This is a genomic window from Pseudonocardia bannensis (genome assembly GCF_012911875.1).
Lineage (GTDB): Bacteria > Actinomycetota > Actinomycetes > Mycobacteriales > Pseudonocardiaceae > Pseudonocardia > Pseudonocardia bannensis.
Window position 1 is genome coordinate 51179 of sequence record NZ_JAAXKZ010000004.1, and the last position, 14199, is coordinate 65377.

Genomic DNA, 14199 nt, shown 5'->3' on the forward strand with positions numbered 1-14199 from the left:
CCGAGAGGTAGTGAGGGGTGTCGAACGGCGACGGGAGCTTCGAGGAGGTGGCTCAGATGGGCGCCGATGCCGACGGCGACGAGTGGGCACCATGTGGGAGAGGTTCCCTGGTTCGAGTCGTACACCTCCGGCCCGCGGTGCCGGTCGTACACGTGCAGGGCCGCCTCGACCACACCACCGCGCCCGCGGTCCAGAAGTTCGTCCTCGAGGTGCTGGCCACATCCCCGTGGGCGGTCGTGCTGGACCTGCGCGCGCTGACCGACCTGGCTCCCGACGCCGTGCCGGCCCTGGTCGAACTGGCCTATGTCGCCGGCGATGCGGACATCGGCCTGTATCTGGTTACCACCGACCCTGTGGTGGCGCATGTCCTCGCCGCCGCCAGCGTGCACCGACTCTTCGAGATCCATCCCGACATCGACAGCGCGCTCCGCACCATGGGCCAACCGCAGTAACCACGACAGATGCTTCCCGCTCCACGCACCCGGGTCCCCGGCTATGCGTGCAGGCCCGCGATCTCCAGCAGCGCCTCCGCCGATCTCGGATCTTCCGGTTCGAGCCCGGTGAGTTCGCGGACGCGGTAGAGGCGATACCGAACCGTGCTGCGATGCTTACCCAGAGCGACCGCGGTACGGGCGAGGTCGCAGCCCAGCCCGTGATATCCCCACAACGTACGCATCAACACCGCCAAGTGCTCGTCCGGTTGGACCGGTGCCGGGTGTCTGCCCACCTGTCCGTTCGTGGGCCACCCCAACCGGTCGCGCGTATCTCGCGATGCCACGATCGATACCTCCTGAAGTTCGGGACGTCGACGGCGAGAGCCGCTCGCAGCTGCAGCGGTGCAGGCGCGGCCCGGGCCCAACGGCTCCGACACCAGCGAGGCTGCCCCGTCCCCTGGTCGGCGTCTATGGGCAGATCTACCGATCCGGCCCGCCGGCTCGTTCCTCGTCCCGGCCGGTTGCCGTCAGCCCGCTCCCGCGTAATGAGCAAGATCGGCCTGCGGCCCCGTGGCCTGGCGGAAGCGGAGGGATTCGAAACCCCGAGTGGCTTCCCACTGCTCGCTTTCAAGCTGTGCCGGGCGGCACGTCGGGTCGGGTTCTGGCCGTCCAGGGTTCATCGGGGTCCGGGGGCGGACGGGTGTGTCGGTGGGTTGGCGTCACGGTTGCTGTCGTTCAAGCCGCACCCGAAGCCCCGGGCCGGACGTCGCACCGTGCCGCTGCCCGGGTGGCTCGGGACGATCATCCGTGCCCACCTCGTCAACTGGCCGACCCAGCCCTCCGCCCCGGTCTTCGCCAACGAGGTCCGCGCCCCGCTGCGGCGGACCCTGTTCCGGACCGGGATCTGGCGTCCGTCGCTCGTCCGCGCCGGGATGCTCGGCGCCGTGGTCACCGTCGACGGCGGGTTCGAGGCGCAGTGGACCGACGCCGACGGCGTCAAGCACACCGAGGTCTGCCCACCGAGGCCGCGGCCGTGCACCACGTCGCGCGGAACCAGGCGGGCGGGCTGCGCTTCCATGATCTGCGCCACTCCTACGCCACCTGGCTCGTCGACGACGGGGTCCCACCGAACATGGTCCAGCGGGTCATGGGCCACGAGCGCTCGTCCACCACACTCGACCTCTACACCCGCCGCACCGAGGACTCGTCGCGCATCCTGCGGGCGCTCGACGACGAGGACCCGGACGACGACGCAGGCGGCGCGCTGGTGCCCGCGTGATGCCTTTCTGCTGCCTCTCGGGACGCCACAACGACGAACGGCCTGGTCGTCAGGCTCTGTGTGAGCCTCTGACCAGGCCGTTCGGCGGTGGGCGATACTGGGATCGAACCAGTGACCTCTTCGGTGTGAACGAAGCGCTCTCCCCCTGAGCTAATCGCCCGCTGCCGTCGCAGACACTACACGATCAGAAGAACGGGCTCTGCAGCCAGGTCCACTCTTCGAGTCCGACCCAGCCGGCGACCAGGTAGAAGGCGTTGAGCAGGTACAGCGTCGCCATCACGACGAGGCCGGTGGCGGCCAGGACGGTCAGGCGCACCAGGAGGCTCTGCCGACCCAGCCAGTCGGTCCAGGCGTCGTACTTCCCCCGGGCGTAGTGCAGCACCCGTTGCGCCCACTCGAACTCACTCGCCAGGATCGCCAGGCCGGCGAAGACGATCAGCCAGCCTGGGCCGGGGTACGGGATGGCGATGATGCCCGCGGCAAGGACGAGCGTGCCGACGATGCCGACACAGATGCGGTAGGTCCTGCGCAGCGTCGGCTTCTCATGGATGCGGGCGCGGAGTCCGGTCCGCTGCCGCTCATTGGTATTGCTCAGGTCTCCACCTGCCCGCTCGCGACCACCGTGGACGGCGAGGTCGGAGCGGTCCGGCCGGGCTCGATCGAGATCGCGTAGCCGGAGAATCCACCAACCTCCGGTGCCGATCCTACGTCGTGCGGGCCACCGGCGGTCGACACGACGTCGAAGGTGCCGATCGGCCGTGGTGTGCCGGCGGCGGGGATCCCCCACAACACGTACGTCTCCCGGTCGACGGAGTTCGCCGGCAGCCCGACCGTCATGAGCTTCTGGCCCTCGCCGTTGACCAGGACCGCGGCCACCGGTGGCGCCGCCGGGTCGGAGTGCAGCCAGGCGTGCTTGGTGCCGGGCTGGTCGAACTGGGCGACCATGTCGAAGATGCTCTGCGCCTGGACGGTCTGCGCGTCCCGTTCGGCCTGCAGCTGGGCGGTCCGCACGGCCAGTCCGCCGATGCCGACGGCGGCGACCAGCGCGAGGGAGACCGCAGCCAGCTTGCGGCCTCGGGTGGAGAGCCGGCCGGGCCGGGACGGCCCGGCGGTCGGTGGCCGCGACGAGGTGCGGCGGGGCCGCGCCGGAGGGGCCACGGGCTCAGGGTCGTCGTTCCCGGGGCGCGGACGCTGCGCCGGGGCCTGCTGCGGGGTGTCCGCCGCGGCGGCGAGCAGGTCGTCGCGGAGCCGGGCGGGCGGGTCGATCTGCTCGACCGCGCCGCCCAACCCGGAGAGCACCTCCTCCGCCTCCTTGACGGCCTCCCGGCACGTGGGGCAGGAGGGCAGGTGGCGGAGGACCTGCATCTCCTCGTCGGGTTCCAGGGCGTGCAACGCCCATCCGATGGCCTGCTCGGTCACCGGACACGTTCGCGATTCCGGCGTGTTCACCGCGCGCCCCCGCCGTGGTCCGTGGCGAACTCGCCGAGCAGCGGGCCCAGCACCCCGCGCAACCGCTGCACTCCTGTGAACATCCTCGATTTGACCGTGCCCAGCGGCACTCCGGTCAGCGCCGCGACCTCGCGCTGGGTGTACCCACCGTAGTAGGCGAGTGCGAGGGCCTGGCGCTGCTCGATCGGCAGCCGGCCGAGCGCATCGCGCACCTGGCCGGCCACGACGGCGCCGAGAGCGGCCTGGTCCGCGCCCGGCCCGGGCGGGGCCGACCACTCGTCACCGTCCTCGGCCGCGGGCACCGTCCGGCGCCGGATCGTGCTCTCGCGCCGGACCGCGTCCACCGACTTGTGGTGGACCAGGGTCATCAACCAGGTTCCGAACGAACCGCGGCCGGGGTCGAAGCGCTGCGGATCACGCCAGAAGGCGAGGAACACCTCCTGCACGACGTCCTCGGCGATCCCGTCGTCGGCACAGATGCGCCGCGCGAGCGAGTAGGCGGGCCGGCCGTGGCGGTCGTACAGCGCACCGAGGGCCGTCGAGTCGCCCTCGACGATCCGGCGGACGAGTTGCTCGTCGGCGGGGTCGTGACCACGCGTGCCCGGCGCGGCCCCGGCCGGCGTCCGCCCACGCCTGCTCGGCGCGTCCGATGCGTCGGCGACTTCGGCCACCAGCGGGATCCTCACATCAGTGTCTTCGCTGCACTCCAGCGCCCGGTTCAGGCTAGTGGCAGCCTGGAACCCTGCTCACACTCGCCGCGATCTCGGAGCCGGCGACACGCCTGCGGACCTCCACTTACGGGTCATCCCGGGAGCCGGCGGCGGAATCAACCGGGCGGAGTCTGTCCCCCGACCCGTCACATCTTCGCGACACGCTCGTTTTTGTGCATGACGGACCACGCGGGACCACGAAAGAGGATGCAGGATGCGCGACGAGCACACGATCATCTGCTCACCGGCGATGTTCGAATTGATCGCCCCCGATGCCCCGGTCGTGCCCGTCAAGGTGGAGCTGTCGTACTCCAGCCGCGACCCGTATGCGGTGCAGGCCTCGTTCCGGACCGGCCACGGCAGTGCGGTCGACTGGGTCTTCGCCCGCGACCTGCTCGCCGACGGGCTGCTCGGCCCGGCCGGCACCGGCGACGTCCGGGTGCAGCCGGTGCCACACGATGCAGGTCGGATCGAGCTCGAGCTCACCTCGCCGTCGGGCCACGCGGTGTTCACGACCTGTGCCGCGACGCTGGCCGACTTCCTGGACCGCACCTTCGAGGCCGTCCCGCCGAGCACCGAGTACTCGTGGCTCGACTTCGACGACGCCCTGTCCGACCTGCTCGACAACGACCGCGCCCGCGACTGACGCGGGCGCCGGGGGGCCTGGCGCAGGTGTCGAGGGGGGCCGGTTTGGAGCCCCCGAGGGGCCTGCGCTAATGTTCTCCACAACGCACCGACACGGTGCACATGCGGACGTAGCGCAGCTGGTAGCGCATCACCTTGCCAAGGTGAGGGTCGCGGGTTCGAATCCCGTCGTCCGCTCGGAGGAACCTCGGGTCTACGCCGGACCTCCAGGTCTCGAAACTTCGGGCTCCATCCGAAGGATCAGGCGGAGTGGCCGAGTGGCTTAGGCAAGGGCCTGCAAAGCCCTGTACGCGGGTTCGATTCCCGCCTCCGCCTCGGGCGATTAGCTCAGTGGGAGAGCGCTTCCTTGACACGGAAGAGGTCACTGGTTCAATCCCAGTATCGCCCACCACACCGAAAAGGCCCCCGACCGCAATGGTCGGGGGCCTTTTCGGCATTTCGATGTGTGCTCCGCCCCGTGCTTGGAGGGTGAGACGAAGGACACGCCGCCGCTCCCCCGCCGCAGAGTGGACCGATGGACACGCTCGTCGAGCCGCAAGGGCTGCAACGCAGCCGCGCAGTGATCATCGCCACGGCAGCCGGCACCGGAGGGTGAACACCTCGCCGCGAGCCCTCGGCCCGGGTCTCAGTTGCGTGCCGGGCCTCACGGCGTCAGTTCGTCGCGGCCCTCACCGTGCGGCGGTGGACGTCCAGCAGGTGCGCGGGCAACAGAGCCGGGTCGTACCGGCCGCTGCGCAGCCAGCGCTCCAGCGCCGCGACGTCGGCGGCGGTGCGCAGCGGGCCGATCCGCACAGCCGGCCGGGTGGGGCGGCGGTCGGCGTCACAGGGCTGCACCAGAACCAGCGGTGCGGACGGTCGCAGCCGGCAGGTGGTCGCCCCGAGCAGGCAACCGGTGGAGACCAGGACACCGTGCCGGCTCGCGCGGACGACCTCGCGAAGCATCTCGCCCGTTCGGGACGTCTCGGCGGGGGTAGCCCTGCATCCGTCCGCGGTGCACGCGACGACCGTGAACCCCGCGGTGACGGCGTCGACATCGGAGACGGACATCGCAACCCTCCTGTTAACGAAAACCGTTTTCGTCTATGCTGACGCTAGCAGAAGCGACAGCCCCCACAACCCCTGCGAGGAACCAGTGCGCCCTGACATCCACCCCGCCTACGGCCCGGTCGTCTACCAGGACCGCTCCTCCGGCGACGCCTTCCTGACCCGCTCGACCGAGACCTCGTCGGACACCATCGAGTGGACCGACGGCAACACCTACCCACTGATCCGCGTCGACATGACCGCGTACTCCCACCCGTTCTGGACGGGTGCGGCCCGCGTTCTGGACTCCGCAGGCCAGGTCGAGAAGTTCCGTCGTCGCTACGGTGGCCGCGGCGCGCGCTGACCGGCGTCGGGGCAGCGGCGTAGCGTCGGGCGCGCAGCCGCACGCCAGGAGGTCGCCGTGCGCCGTCGCAGCCGGCCCGCGCCCGCGGTCGTCGTCACCGACCTGCGGGAGCCGCTGATCGCCGTGCATCGGCGAATGATCCGCACCCGGGTGGTGCTGATGGCGATCTGGATCCTGGGATGGGCCGCGACCGGCTTCGTCTACCGGACCGGCTGGTTGGCCATCCTGATCCTCGTGGTCACCGGTCCGGTGCTGTGGCTGGCGGTCTTCCTGACCGGGCAGCGCGCGGCGCCGGGCCCGCGCGTCCCGGTCGACCGGCGGCGACGCGCGCTCACCCCTGCGGAACGGGCAGCACCTGGCGAGGCAGCGGGTCCACGGTGATTCCGCGGGCGTCGCGGGAGCGCCGCTCGCGCGGGTAGCCCAGCGACGCCTCGACGAACCGCACGCCGTCCTCCCAGGTCACCCGGGGAATGTGCAGGTGGCCGTAGACCACCGAGACGGCACGGAACCGGACGTGCCAGTCGGCGGTGCGCTCGGTGCCGCACCACAGCGCGAACTCCGGGTAGCGCAGCACCCGGGTCGGGAAGCGGGTCAGCGGCCAGTGGTTGACCAGGACCGTCGGCAGGGACGGATCGAGTGCGGCGAGGCGCTTCTCGGTCTCGGCCACCCGGGCGTCGCACCAGGCCTCCCGGCTCGGGTACGGATCGGGGTGGAGCAGGTGCTCATCGGTGCACACGATGCCCGCGCGGCGGGCTGCGGCCATCGCCTCCTCCGGCGACGACGTGCCCTCGGGCCAGAACGAGTAGTCGTAGAGCAGGAACAGCGGCGCGATCACCACCGGGCCGCCGTCGCCGGTCCAGATCGGGAACGGGTCCTCCGGGGTCAGGACATCGATGCGGCGACACTCGGAGACCAGGTATCGGTAGCGGTGCTCGCCGCGCAGCTGGACCGGGTCCTTGCTCCGCGTCCACAGCTCGTGGTTACCCGGCACCCAGATCACGCGGGCGAACCGGCTCCGTAGCCGCTCGAGCGTGCTGACCACCGTATCGACGCGCTCTCCGACGTCACCGGCGACGACCAGCCAGTCCCCGTCCGAGGCCGGTCGCAGGTCCTCGGCGATGGCGCGGTTCTCCGGGTAGCGCACGTGCAGGTCGCTGACGGCGAGCAGGCGCGGGGACGACCGGGACGGGGGCCCGAGGGGCGACACGGACGGCGACGCAGACGGCACGGACAAGTCGTACCCGGCCGGCCGTCACGGCGCACGCCCGGCCGGACGTGCTGAGCGATCGCTGAGGCCCGCCTCTGGTCACGTTGGCTACTCGTCGGTAGCTTCGACCGGAGCGGAAGACGGCACGGGAGGTCGGGCATGGCCGGTTCGAGGGGAGTGCGGCGCAGGATCCGGTGGGCGCTGCGGCACGGGATCATCCGCCGGGTGGTGGGCAAGCGCGCCCAGGAGGGCGACCTCGGCGCCCGTCTGATGGTCGACCCGGACGTCCTCGCCGAGCCGTTCCCCCACTACGACGCCCTGCGCGCGCAGGGCCGGTTGGTGGACTCCGGGATCGCGCTCGCGTCCGCGCACCACGACGTCGCGACTGCGGTCCTGCGCAGCCAGGACTTCGGCGTCGGGATGCGGATGCCCGAGAATCTGGCCGGTGTCATGGGCCTGGCCGTCAAGGCCGGCGGGCGGTGGACGCTCGGGCCGGTGCAGCCGCCGTCGATGCTCGCGGTGGACCCGCCGGACCACACCCGCTACCGCAAGCTCGTCACCCGCGCGTTCAGCGCGCGGGCCGTCGCGGCGCTGCGCACCCGGACCGAGGAGATCGCCACCGACCTACTCGACGGGATGGCCGCGAAGCCGGGTGACACGGCAGACCTGATCGAGGACTACGCCAGCCTGCTGCCCGCCACGGTGATCGCGGAGATGCTCGGCGCGCCGGTCGAGATGAGCCGGCAGTTCCTCGAGTGGGGCGCGGGCGCTGCGCTGTCGCTGGACGCGGGACTGAGCTACCCCGACTTCAAGCGCTCCGAACTGGACCTCGAAGCGTTGAACAGCTGGATGCTCGGCCACTTCGAGACGCTCCGGCGCAATCCCGGCGACAACATCCTCAGCGCGCTCGTCACCGCTTACGACCAGGGCGACCGTCTCACCGAGGACGAGCTGATCAGCATCGCGATGCTGCTGCTCGCCGCCGGCTTCGAGACCACGGTGAACCTCATCGGCAGCGGCGCGGCCCTGCTGATGGAGCACCCCGACCAGCTCGCGGTGCTGCAGGCCGAGCCGGACCGGTGGGGCAACGCCGTCGAGGAGATGCTGCGCGTCGAGTCGCCCGTGCAGCGCACCGGCCGGATCGCACATCGCGACACCGAGGTGTGCGGCATCCCCGTCGCGGCGGGCACCGTGGTCGTCCTGCTGATCGGAGGGGCGAACCGGGACCCCGAGGTCTTCACCGACCCGCACCGCTTCGACGTCACCCGTGCCGAGGCCGGGGAGAACATCGCGTTCTCCAGCGGCATCCACTACTGCCTCGGCGCTGCTCTGGCACGCATGGAGGGCGAGGTCGCGCTGCGCGCGCTGTTCGACCGGTTCCCCGACCTCGCCCCGGCCGGCCCGGCGCACCGGCGCCCGACGCGGGTGCTGCGCGGCTACGAGGCGCTGCCCGTCACGCTGACCCGCGCCAGCGTGCCGGCGTGATCGACTCGGCGACCGACCGGCTCGGCGCTGCCCGATACGTGGTGCTGACGACGTTCCGCCGCGACGGCACCCCGGTGCCCACCGCGGTCTGGGTCGCCCCGCTCGAGGACGGACTGGGCGTCTGGACGGCCACCGGCTCCGGAAAGGTCAAGCGGATCCGCCACGACGGGCGCGTCGAGCTGGCCGAGTCCGACAGCCGCGGCCGGCCGCTCGGCCCCGCCGTCGCCGGTACCGCCCGGGTGCTGGACGAGGCCGGCACCCGGCGGGTGCTGACCGCGATCCGGCGCAAGTACGGCATCGTCGGACAGGTGCTGACCGCGCTCAGCCGGCTACGCAGGGGGACGGCCGGCACCGCCGGGCTCGCGATCACCCTGCGCTGACCCGCACACGGTCGCCCGCGATGGGCATTGCCCTGGACACCTCCGACCCCGTAGAGAAGCGGGATGCGGAGATGCCGGTGAGCGGGGACGCCCCGGCTGGTCCGCCCGAGGCCCCGGGCCCGGGCCGGCGTGACGCGGTGCCGGCCCCCGACGTGGACCGGGCGGCGCTTCTCGGTGCGGCGCTGGCCGCGGTCGTCGCGCTGAGCTTCGGCAGCGCCGGCGAGTGGGACTGGCTCGCGACAGCCGTGGGGCTCGCGCTGCTCACCGTGATCACGGTGTTCTTCCGGCTCGACGGCCGCGCCGCGCCGGTCCGGCGGGCCGAGCTGGCCGCCTTCGCCGCGGTCGCGGCGCTGTGCGCGACCCTCGTCGTGGCCGCCCCGGTGCAGTCGGCCCTGCAGTGGTTCACCCCGGTCGGGCGGACATGCGCGGCAGCAGGGGCCGTGGCCGACGCCGTCGCGCTGGACACGGGCCGTGAACGGCTCGCCGCCGCGGTGGCCGCCGGCCGGTTCCGCCCCGGTGACCCGGCCGTTCCCGATGACGGGACGCTGCGGACCGCCGCCGCCGAGACCGGGCGGACCGCGGAAGCCGAGTGCCTCGGCGCGGCCACGTCACGGTGGCTCTGGGTCCCGGCCGTCATCCTGGCTGCGGGCGTGTTCCTGATGACCGATCGGCGAGCCGCCCGGCGCCGGTGACCGGGCTGCGTATGACGCCCGCGCGGCGATCACCGGTCGGCGGCCCGGGAGTCGCGGCAACCGGCCTTGGCCAGTCCTCTGCTGACCATGTAGCCGATGGTCAGGAACGTGAGATAGCGAATGGCCTGGTCCGCCCCGAAGGGGTCGGCACCGGCACCGTCGTCGCCGACCACCAGCGCTGTCAGCACGATGGCGGCGGCAGCGGCGATGTACGCGAAGAACTCGGTGGTCCGGTACGAGGGCCTGGTCTCGGTGGACGTCGCATCTGTCGCGGCATACCTCGTGACGCCCACTGCGCCCGGGTGGCCGGCGGCTCCGGCCGTGGTCATCGTCGATTCCTTCCTGGTCGGCGGCCCTGCGGGGCGGACCGCCTCGGCTACCCGCGGACACCGAGGCGAAACGCCCCGCCTCGCCCGCCGTCGTCCGCTTCGGCCGGCACGACCGGGGGTCAGGGGCTGGCGCCGTTCCCCGAGCCGGTGGGACAGTGGCCGACCCGCGCAGCGGCCGGGAGGACACCATCGTGCAGGACAGCGGGTTCGAGTTTCGGCTGGCGTTCCAGCACCATCGCGTCGTGGTCGCCTGGATGCTCGGCGCCTACCTGGTCACCTTCCTCGTCACCCGGCTGATCACGTCCATGATCCGCGACGGCCGCGGGCCGTTCCGTGACACCACGCTCGGTGGGGTACACGTGCACCACCAGGTCTACGGCATCTTCCTGCTGCTGGGCGCGGGCACCGCCGAACTGACCTACCGTCCCGGAAGCCCCTGGGTGCAGGTCATCGCGGTGCTGTTCGGCATCGGAGCGGCCCTCACCCTCGACGAGTTCGCCCTGTGGCTGCACCTCGATGACGTCTACTGGAGCGCCGAGGGCCGCCGGTCGGTGGACGCGGTGCTGGTCGCACTGGTGGTCGGCGCGCTGCTGCTCATCGGAGCCAACCCGCTGGCCGACAGCAGCGAGGAGAGCGCCCCGGCGGCCGCGCTGGCGATCGCGTCGAACCTACTCTTCGCAGTGATCGCGATCGGCAAAGGCAGGACGCTGCTGGGCATCATCGGTGTGTTCATCCCGCTGGTCGCCCTCGTCGCCGCGATGCGGCTCGCGCGGCCCGGCTCGCCGTGGGCGCGCCGGATGTACCGGCCGGGGTCGCGGCGCCTTGCCCGGTCGTCCCGCCGCTTCCCTCCGGGACGACGCAACCGCTGGGATCGGATCGTCGACCTGTTCGCCACGCCCCGCTCCGCCCCCGACGAGGTCCCGGTCCCCCACCGGTCCGGCCGGACCGATAGCTAGGCGGCGGCCCGGCCCCCGGTCGCAGAGACCGCCGCGCCCGTCACCAGGCTGCCGATCGCGATGCCGACGACGAGGTGGATGATCGCGGTCGCCACCCGCACGGTCAGCGGTTCGGAATCCAGGAACGGCAGCACCACGGCCACCGCGGTGAGCAGACCGACGATCCAGCCGAAATAGGCCATCGGCCGCGGAGTGCTCACCAGCAGGAGGTGGGCCAGCCCGGTGGCAGCCAGCGCCGCGATCGCGGCGGACATGCACAGCACGATGGTCCGCGAGTCGCCGAGCGCGCCCGCGCCGGCCGGGGCCAAGTACGGGATCTGCAGCAGGGCCCGCACGACGAGCAGCCCGACGAGTCCGATCAGCGCCGCGACCACCGCGGTCGCCACCCCGCCGGACCACAGCCGGCCGGCGTTGAGGGCAGGTGTCGCGCCCGCCGGACGCCGGCCCAGTTGACGGGTGGGCTCTGCGTAGTCCGGGTAGTCGGGGTCGGAGCCGCCCCGCTCGTTGTACCCGCTGGCCATCGTCTGCACCCCGTCCTGCCGTGATCCCGGTCTCCGCACCCGGCCGGGGCCGGTGTGCGACGGGCGATTGTCGCGCAGCCGAGGCGTTCCCGCCGTCGCCGACGCGGCCCGGCCGCAGAAACCGCCCGGCGGGGTGACGGAACCGGGCGCAGCCGGCCCGCGCTGCTGGCACGACCCGGGCTTCAGCCCGGAAGCGCGGGCTCCGCTCAGCCTTCGAGCGCGGCCAGCGCCGTTCGGGCCTGCGCCTGCACCGCATCCAGCCGCGCGACGACGACGTCACCCGCCTCGGCGGCGTCCGAGCCCATCACGCCGGACGCGTACCGGGTGTAGACCCCGGCCCCGATACAGGCCGAGCGCCAGCGGGCGAACGCCAGGTAGTAGGGCAGCTCGGTGAGATCGCGGCCGGAGCGGGCGGCGTACCGGGCGATCAGCTCGTCGCGGTCGGGGAAGCCCTCGAGCGCGGTCGGGCCCGGCGTGGTCGGCGGCTCGGTGTCGCCCGGCCGGGCCCAGGACGCCAGCACCCAGCCCAGATCGGCGAGCGGGTCACCGAGGGTGGCCAGCTCCCAGTCGAAGATCGCGCCGATTCCGCCGTCCCGGAAGAACGACAGGTTGCCGGGCCGAAAGTCGCCGTGCGCGATCCGCACCTCCGACATCGCCGGCATCCGCGCATTCAGCCGCTCGTGCACGGCGTCGATCACCGACAGGTCCGGCACCGCCGAGGCATGCACCTGCCGGTGCCAGCGCCGCAGCTGCCGCTCCAGATAGCTACCGGGACGGCGCAGCTCGCCCAGCCCGACCGCGTCCGGGTCGACGGCGTGCAGGTCCGCCAGCACGTCGACGACGGCGAGCCCGGCCGCGTGCCGGTGGGCGGGCGGGAACCGCTCCCCGGCGTCCTGGTCGCCGAGCACCATGCCGTCGACGAAGCCCATCAGATAGAACTCGGCGCCGATCACGTCGGTATCCGCGCAGTAGGCGACCGGGCGCGGCACCGGGACCGGGGTCGGGGCGAGCGCGGTGATGAAGCGCCACTCCCGGCTCATGTCGTGAGCGGTGGCGAGCACCCCGCCGGTCGGGGGGCGCCGCAGTGCCCACGGCACGCCGGCGGCGTCGACGATCCGGTAGGTCAGGTTCGAATGGCCCCCGGAGATCCGCTCGACCGACACGGGTGCCGGTCCCACGCTCACCTCGGGGACCTCCGCGGCGAGCCACCTGGACAACGCGTCGGCCGGCACGGGTTCGGGCGCGACGATCTCCGGTGATCGACTCATGGCCCCATTCAAGTGGGGGCGCCGTCCCGGAACCAGATGTCGACGTCGGTGCGCGTCGTATGTGTGACTCACCACCGTCGCCCGGAACCGAGCGGTGAGTGGTGCCCCGGGCACCACTCACCGCTCACAACGGGAGGACCAGCTCGCGGAGCAGCCGATCGGCCTCCGCGGCCGGGTCGGTGGTCAGCCCGGTGTGCACCGGCCCGGGCTGGACGACGGTGCTGCGGGGAGCGGTCAGCCGGCGGAACCGGCGACCGATGTCCTCCCCCGCCGCCGGTCCGACCGCGGCCAGCGCACCGTCGGTCCGCCGGTCCGAGCGCGGCGCCTCGGCCACCGCGCAGACGCCGGCCACGGCGTCGAGCACCCGGGCGATCGCCTCGTGGTCGGCGCCCGGGTCGATCGCATGCAGCCGGGCGGCGTCCAGGTGGACGCGCGCACCCAGGTAGTCCACGGCGCGGCAGTACACGATCACCCCGGCGTTGACCATCTCTCCACGCTCCACCCGCGGGACCACCCGCAGCAGCGCGTACTCGAACACGTGGCGGGTCATGACCGCGGTGGCCAGGTCAGCGTGAAGGGCGGGTTCGGTGCGCGCGTCACCTGGCGGTTCCCGTCCGCCCCCGCGGCGGCCGCGCGGATCCCGGGCAGCCACGCGTCACGGGCGTCGAGGCGCGCGGTGAGCTGCCGGACGTAGGCCTCGCGCACCTCGTCAGGGCCGTCGAACCCGAGCTCGCCGGCGAGCCACGCGTCGGGGACGGCGGCGACGGCGGCGCCCAGCAGCTCACCGGTGACCAGGTGCGCGAGCTCGGTGTCGGCGGCGTCGAGATCGGGTCCGGCGGTGAGTAGTACGTGGTCCGCGGCGTCGTAGGCGCGGGTCGCGAACGCGGCCGGGTTCGCCAGCGCGCCGGCCCAGTTGTGGTGGAAGATGAGCGTGGCGCCGTGGTCGATCAGGTAGGGCGAACGGTGCCACAACAGCATGTTGGTGTTCCGCCAGGACCGGTCGACGTTGCCGACCAGTCCGTCGAACCACAGCACCCGGCCGGCGAACTCCGGGCCCGGGGAGAAGGCGACGGGGTCGAAGTCCAGCGCGCCGGGCAGGAAGTCCAGTCCGAGGTTGAGCCCCGGTGAGTTGCGGAGCAGCTCCTGCACCTCCTGGTCGGGCTCCGCACGGCCGAGCTCCGGGTCCAGGTCGACGGTGGTCAGCTCGGGAACCGGAAGCCCCAGCCCGCGGGCCAGCTCACCGCTGATGATCTCCGCGACGAGCACCTTGCGGCCCTGCCCCGCGCCGTGGAACTTCACGACGTAGGTGCCCAGGTCGTCGGCCTCCATCAGGCCGGGCAGCGAGCCGCCCTCGCGCAGGGGCGTGACGTAGCGGATCGCCGTCACGTGTCGCAGCACCGTCACCTCTTCCCCTCCGGCCCCCATGATCGCACCACGGTCCGCCGCCCCATGGGGTG

General features: G+C 72.5%; 20 protein-coding genes and 4 tRNA genes. 12 read left to right on the top strand and 12 right to left on the bottom strand.

From position 1 onward, the window contains the following. The first annotated feature begins 56 nt into the window (after positions 1–56). The gene (locus tag HF519_RS02080; protein WP_246242211.1) at positions 57–452 is read left to right on the top strand and encodes an STAS domain-containing protein; all 396 of its coding nucleotides are present in this window, start codon (positions 57–59) and stop codon (positions 450–452) included. A gap of 41 nt (positions 453–493) precedes the next feature. On the opposite strand, the gene HF519_RS02085 is transcribed toward HF519_RS02080, so the two are convergent. Further along, positions 494–676: a helix-turn-helix domain-containing protein gene (locus HF519_RS02085; protein WP_169409901.1), complete on the bottom strand. Its 183-nt coding sequence runs from the start codon at positions 674–676 to the stop codon at positions 494–496. A 791-nt stretch (positions 677–1467) separates the two neighbouring features. Here HF519_RS02085 and HF519_RS32645 point away from each other — a divergent pair. Then, positions 1468–1713 carry a tyrosine-type recombinase/integrase gene (locus tag HF519_RS32645; protein WP_312859844.1) on the top strand — a complete coding sequence of 82 codons (246 nt, stop codon included), beginning with the start codon at positions 1468–1470 and terminating at the stop codon, positions 1711–1713. A gap of 88 nt (positions 1714–1801) precedes the next feature. On the opposite strand, the gene HF519_RS02095 is transcribed toward HF519_RS32645, so the two are convergent. The 4 genes from HF519_RS02095 to HF519_RS02110 form a co-directional block, all read right to left on the bottom strand. After that, a tRNA-Val gene (locus HF519_RS02095) sits at positions 1802–1873 on the bottom strand. A gap of 24 nt (positions 1874–1897) precedes the next feature. Next, positions 1898–2416: a TIGR02611 family protein gene (locus HF519_RS02100; RefSeq protein WP_312859851.1), complete on the bottom strand. Its 519-nt coding sequence runs from the start codon at positions 2414–2416 to the stop codon at positions 1898–1900. Next, positions 2305–3132, bottom strand: a complete 828-nt coding sequence (locus tag HF519_RS02105; protein ID WP_169409902.1) for an anti-sigma factor — start codon at positions 3130–3132, stop codon at positions 2305–2307. Before HF519_RS02105 ends, HF519_RS02100 begins: the two co-directional genes overlap by 112 nt. Before the next feature lie 26 nt (positions 3133–3158). Continuing rightward, positions 3159–3833, bottom strand: a complete 675-nt coding sequence (locus HF519_RS02110) for an RNA polymerase sigma factor (RefSeq protein WP_169409903.1) — start codon at positions 3831–3833, stop codon at positions 3159–3161. A gap of 253 nt (positions 3834–4086) precedes the next feature. Here HF519_RS02110 and HF519_RS02115 point away from each other — a divergent pair, with 253 nt between their 5' ends. The 4 genes from HF519_RS02115 to HF519_RS02130 all read left to right on the top strand — a co-directional run bounded on the left by HF519_RS02115 (position 4087) and on the right by HF519_RS02130 (position 4908). Then, on the top strand, positions 4087–4518 hold the full coding sequence (locus HF519_RS02115) for an SsgA family sporulation/cell division regulator (RefSeq protein WP_169409904.1): 432 nt from the start codon (positions 4087–4089) through the stop codon (positions 4516–4518). Positions 4519–4621: 103 nt separating this feature from the next. Beyond that, positions 4622–4694, top strand: a tRNA-Gly gene (locus tag HF519_RS02120). Positions 4695–4760: 66 nt separating this feature from the next. After that, positions 4761–4832: transfer RNA gene (locus HF519_RS02125), tRNA-Cys, on the top strand. Between the two features lies 1 nt (position 4833). Further along, positions 4834–4908, top strand: a tRNA-Val gene (locus HF519_RS02130). 260 nt (positions 4909–5168) lie between these two features. On the opposite strand, the gene HF519_RS02135 is transcribed toward HF519_RS02130, so the two are convergent. Beyond that, on the bottom strand, positions 5169–5564 hold the full coding sequence (locus HF519_RS02135) for a hypothetical protein (RefSeq protein ID WP_169409905.1): 396 nt from the start codon (positions 5562–5564) through the stop codon (positions 5169–5171). Between the two features lie 85 nt (positions 5565–5649). Between HF519_RS02135 and HF519_RS02140 the strand changes: the two genes are divergently transcribed. Both HF519_RS02140 and HF519_RS02145 read left to right on the top strand, forming a co-directional pair. Continuing rightward, positions 5650–5904 (top strand): type B 50S ribosomal protein L31, encoded by a 255-nt coding sequence (locus tag HF519_RS02140; RefSeq protein ID WP_169409906.1) that lies wholly within the window; start codon positions 5650–5652, stop codon positions 5902–5904. Between the two features lie 57 nt (positions 5905–5961). Continuing rightward, positions 5962–6285, top strand: a complete 324-nt coding sequence (locus HF519_RS02145) for a hypothetical protein (RefSeq protein ID WP_169409907.1) — start codon at positions 5962–5964, stop codon at positions 6283–6285. Here the strand turns inward: HF519_RS02145 and HF519_RS02150 are convergent. Beyond that, a complete protein-coding gene (locus tag HF519_RS02150) occupies positions 6236–7132 on the bottom strand; it encodes a metallophosphoesterase family protein (RefSeq protein WP_312859845.1) in 897 nt (298 codons plus the stop codon). The genes HF519_RS02145 and HF519_RS02150 overlap by 50 nt on opposite strands. 138 nt (positions 7133–7270) lie before the next feature. On the opposite strand from HF519_RS02150, the gene HF519_RS02155 reads away from it, so the two are divergent. Genes HF519_RS02155 through HF519_RS02165 form a run of 3 tightly spaced genes read left to right on the top strand, consistent with a single transcriptional unit; the run spans position 7271 to position 9668 of the window. Next, a complete protein-coding gene (locus HF519_RS02155; protein ID WP_169409909.1) occupies positions 7271–8596 on the top strand; it encodes a cytochrome P450 in 1326 nt (441 codons plus the stop codon). Continuing rightward, positions 8593–8976: a PPOX class F420-dependent oxidoreductase gene (locus HF519_RS02160; RefSeq protein ID WP_312859846.1), complete on the top strand. Its 384-nt coding sequence runs from the start codon at positions 8593–8595 to the stop codon at positions 8974–8976. The genes HF519_RS02155 and HF519_RS02160 overlap by 4 nt, the downstream gene beginning before the upstream one ends. A 20-nt stretch (positions 8977–8996) precedes the next feature. After that, a complete protein-coding gene (locus tag HF519_RS02165; RefSeq protein WP_169409910.1) occupies positions 8997–9668 on the top strand; it encodes a hypothetical protein in 672 nt (223 codons plus the stop codon). Between the two features lie 29 nt (positions 9669–9697). Here the strand turns inward: HF519_RS02165 and HF519_RS02170 are convergent, their stop codons facing one another. Continuing rightward, positions 9698–9997, bottom strand: a complete 300-nt coding sequence (locus HF519_RS02170; protein WP_169409911.1) for a hypothetical protein — start codon at positions 9995–9997, stop codon at positions 9698–9700. A gap of 155 nt (positions 9998–10152) precedes the next feature. On the opposite strand from HF519_RS02170, the gene HF519_RS02175 reads away from it, so the two are divergent. Continuing rightward, on the top strand, positions 10153–10953 hold the full coding sequence (locus HF519_RS02175; RefSeq protein WP_312859847.1) for a hypothetical protein: 801 nt from the start codon (positions 10153–10155) through the stop codon (positions 10951–10953). On the opposite strand, the gene HF519_RS02180 is transcribed toward HF519_RS02175, so the two are convergent. The 4 genes from HF519_RS02180 to HF519_RS02195 form a co-directional block, all read right to left on the bottom strand. Then, the gene (locus tag HF519_RS02180; RefSeq protein WP_246242185.1) at positions 10950–11474 is read right to left on the bottom strand and encodes a DUF6069 family protein; all 525 of its coding nucleotides are present in this window, start codon (positions 11472–11474) and stop codon (positions 10950–10952) included. The genes HF519_RS02175 and HF519_RS02180 overlap by 4 nt on opposite strands. Positions 11475–11680: 206 nt before the next feature. Next, a complete protein-coding gene (locus HF519_RS02185; RefSeq protein WP_169409912.1) occupies positions 11681–12742 on the bottom strand; it encodes a phosphotransferase family protein in 1062 nt (353 codons plus the stop codon). Between the two features lie 124 nt (positions 12743–12866). Next, positions 12867–13292: a DUF3037 domain-containing protein gene (locus HF519_RS02190; protein ID WP_169409913.1), complete on the bottom strand. Its 426-nt coding sequence runs from the start codon at positions 13290–13292 to the stop codon at positions 12867–12869. Continuing rightward, on the bottom strand, positions 13289–14167 hold the full coding sequence (locus HF519_RS02195; RefSeq protein WP_211169413.1) for a HipA family kinase: 879 nt from the start codon (positions 14165–14167) through the stop codon (positions 13289–13291). Before HF519_RS02195 ends, HF519_RS02190 begins: the two co-directional genes overlap by 4 nt. Positions 14168–14199: the final 32 nt, after the last annotated feature.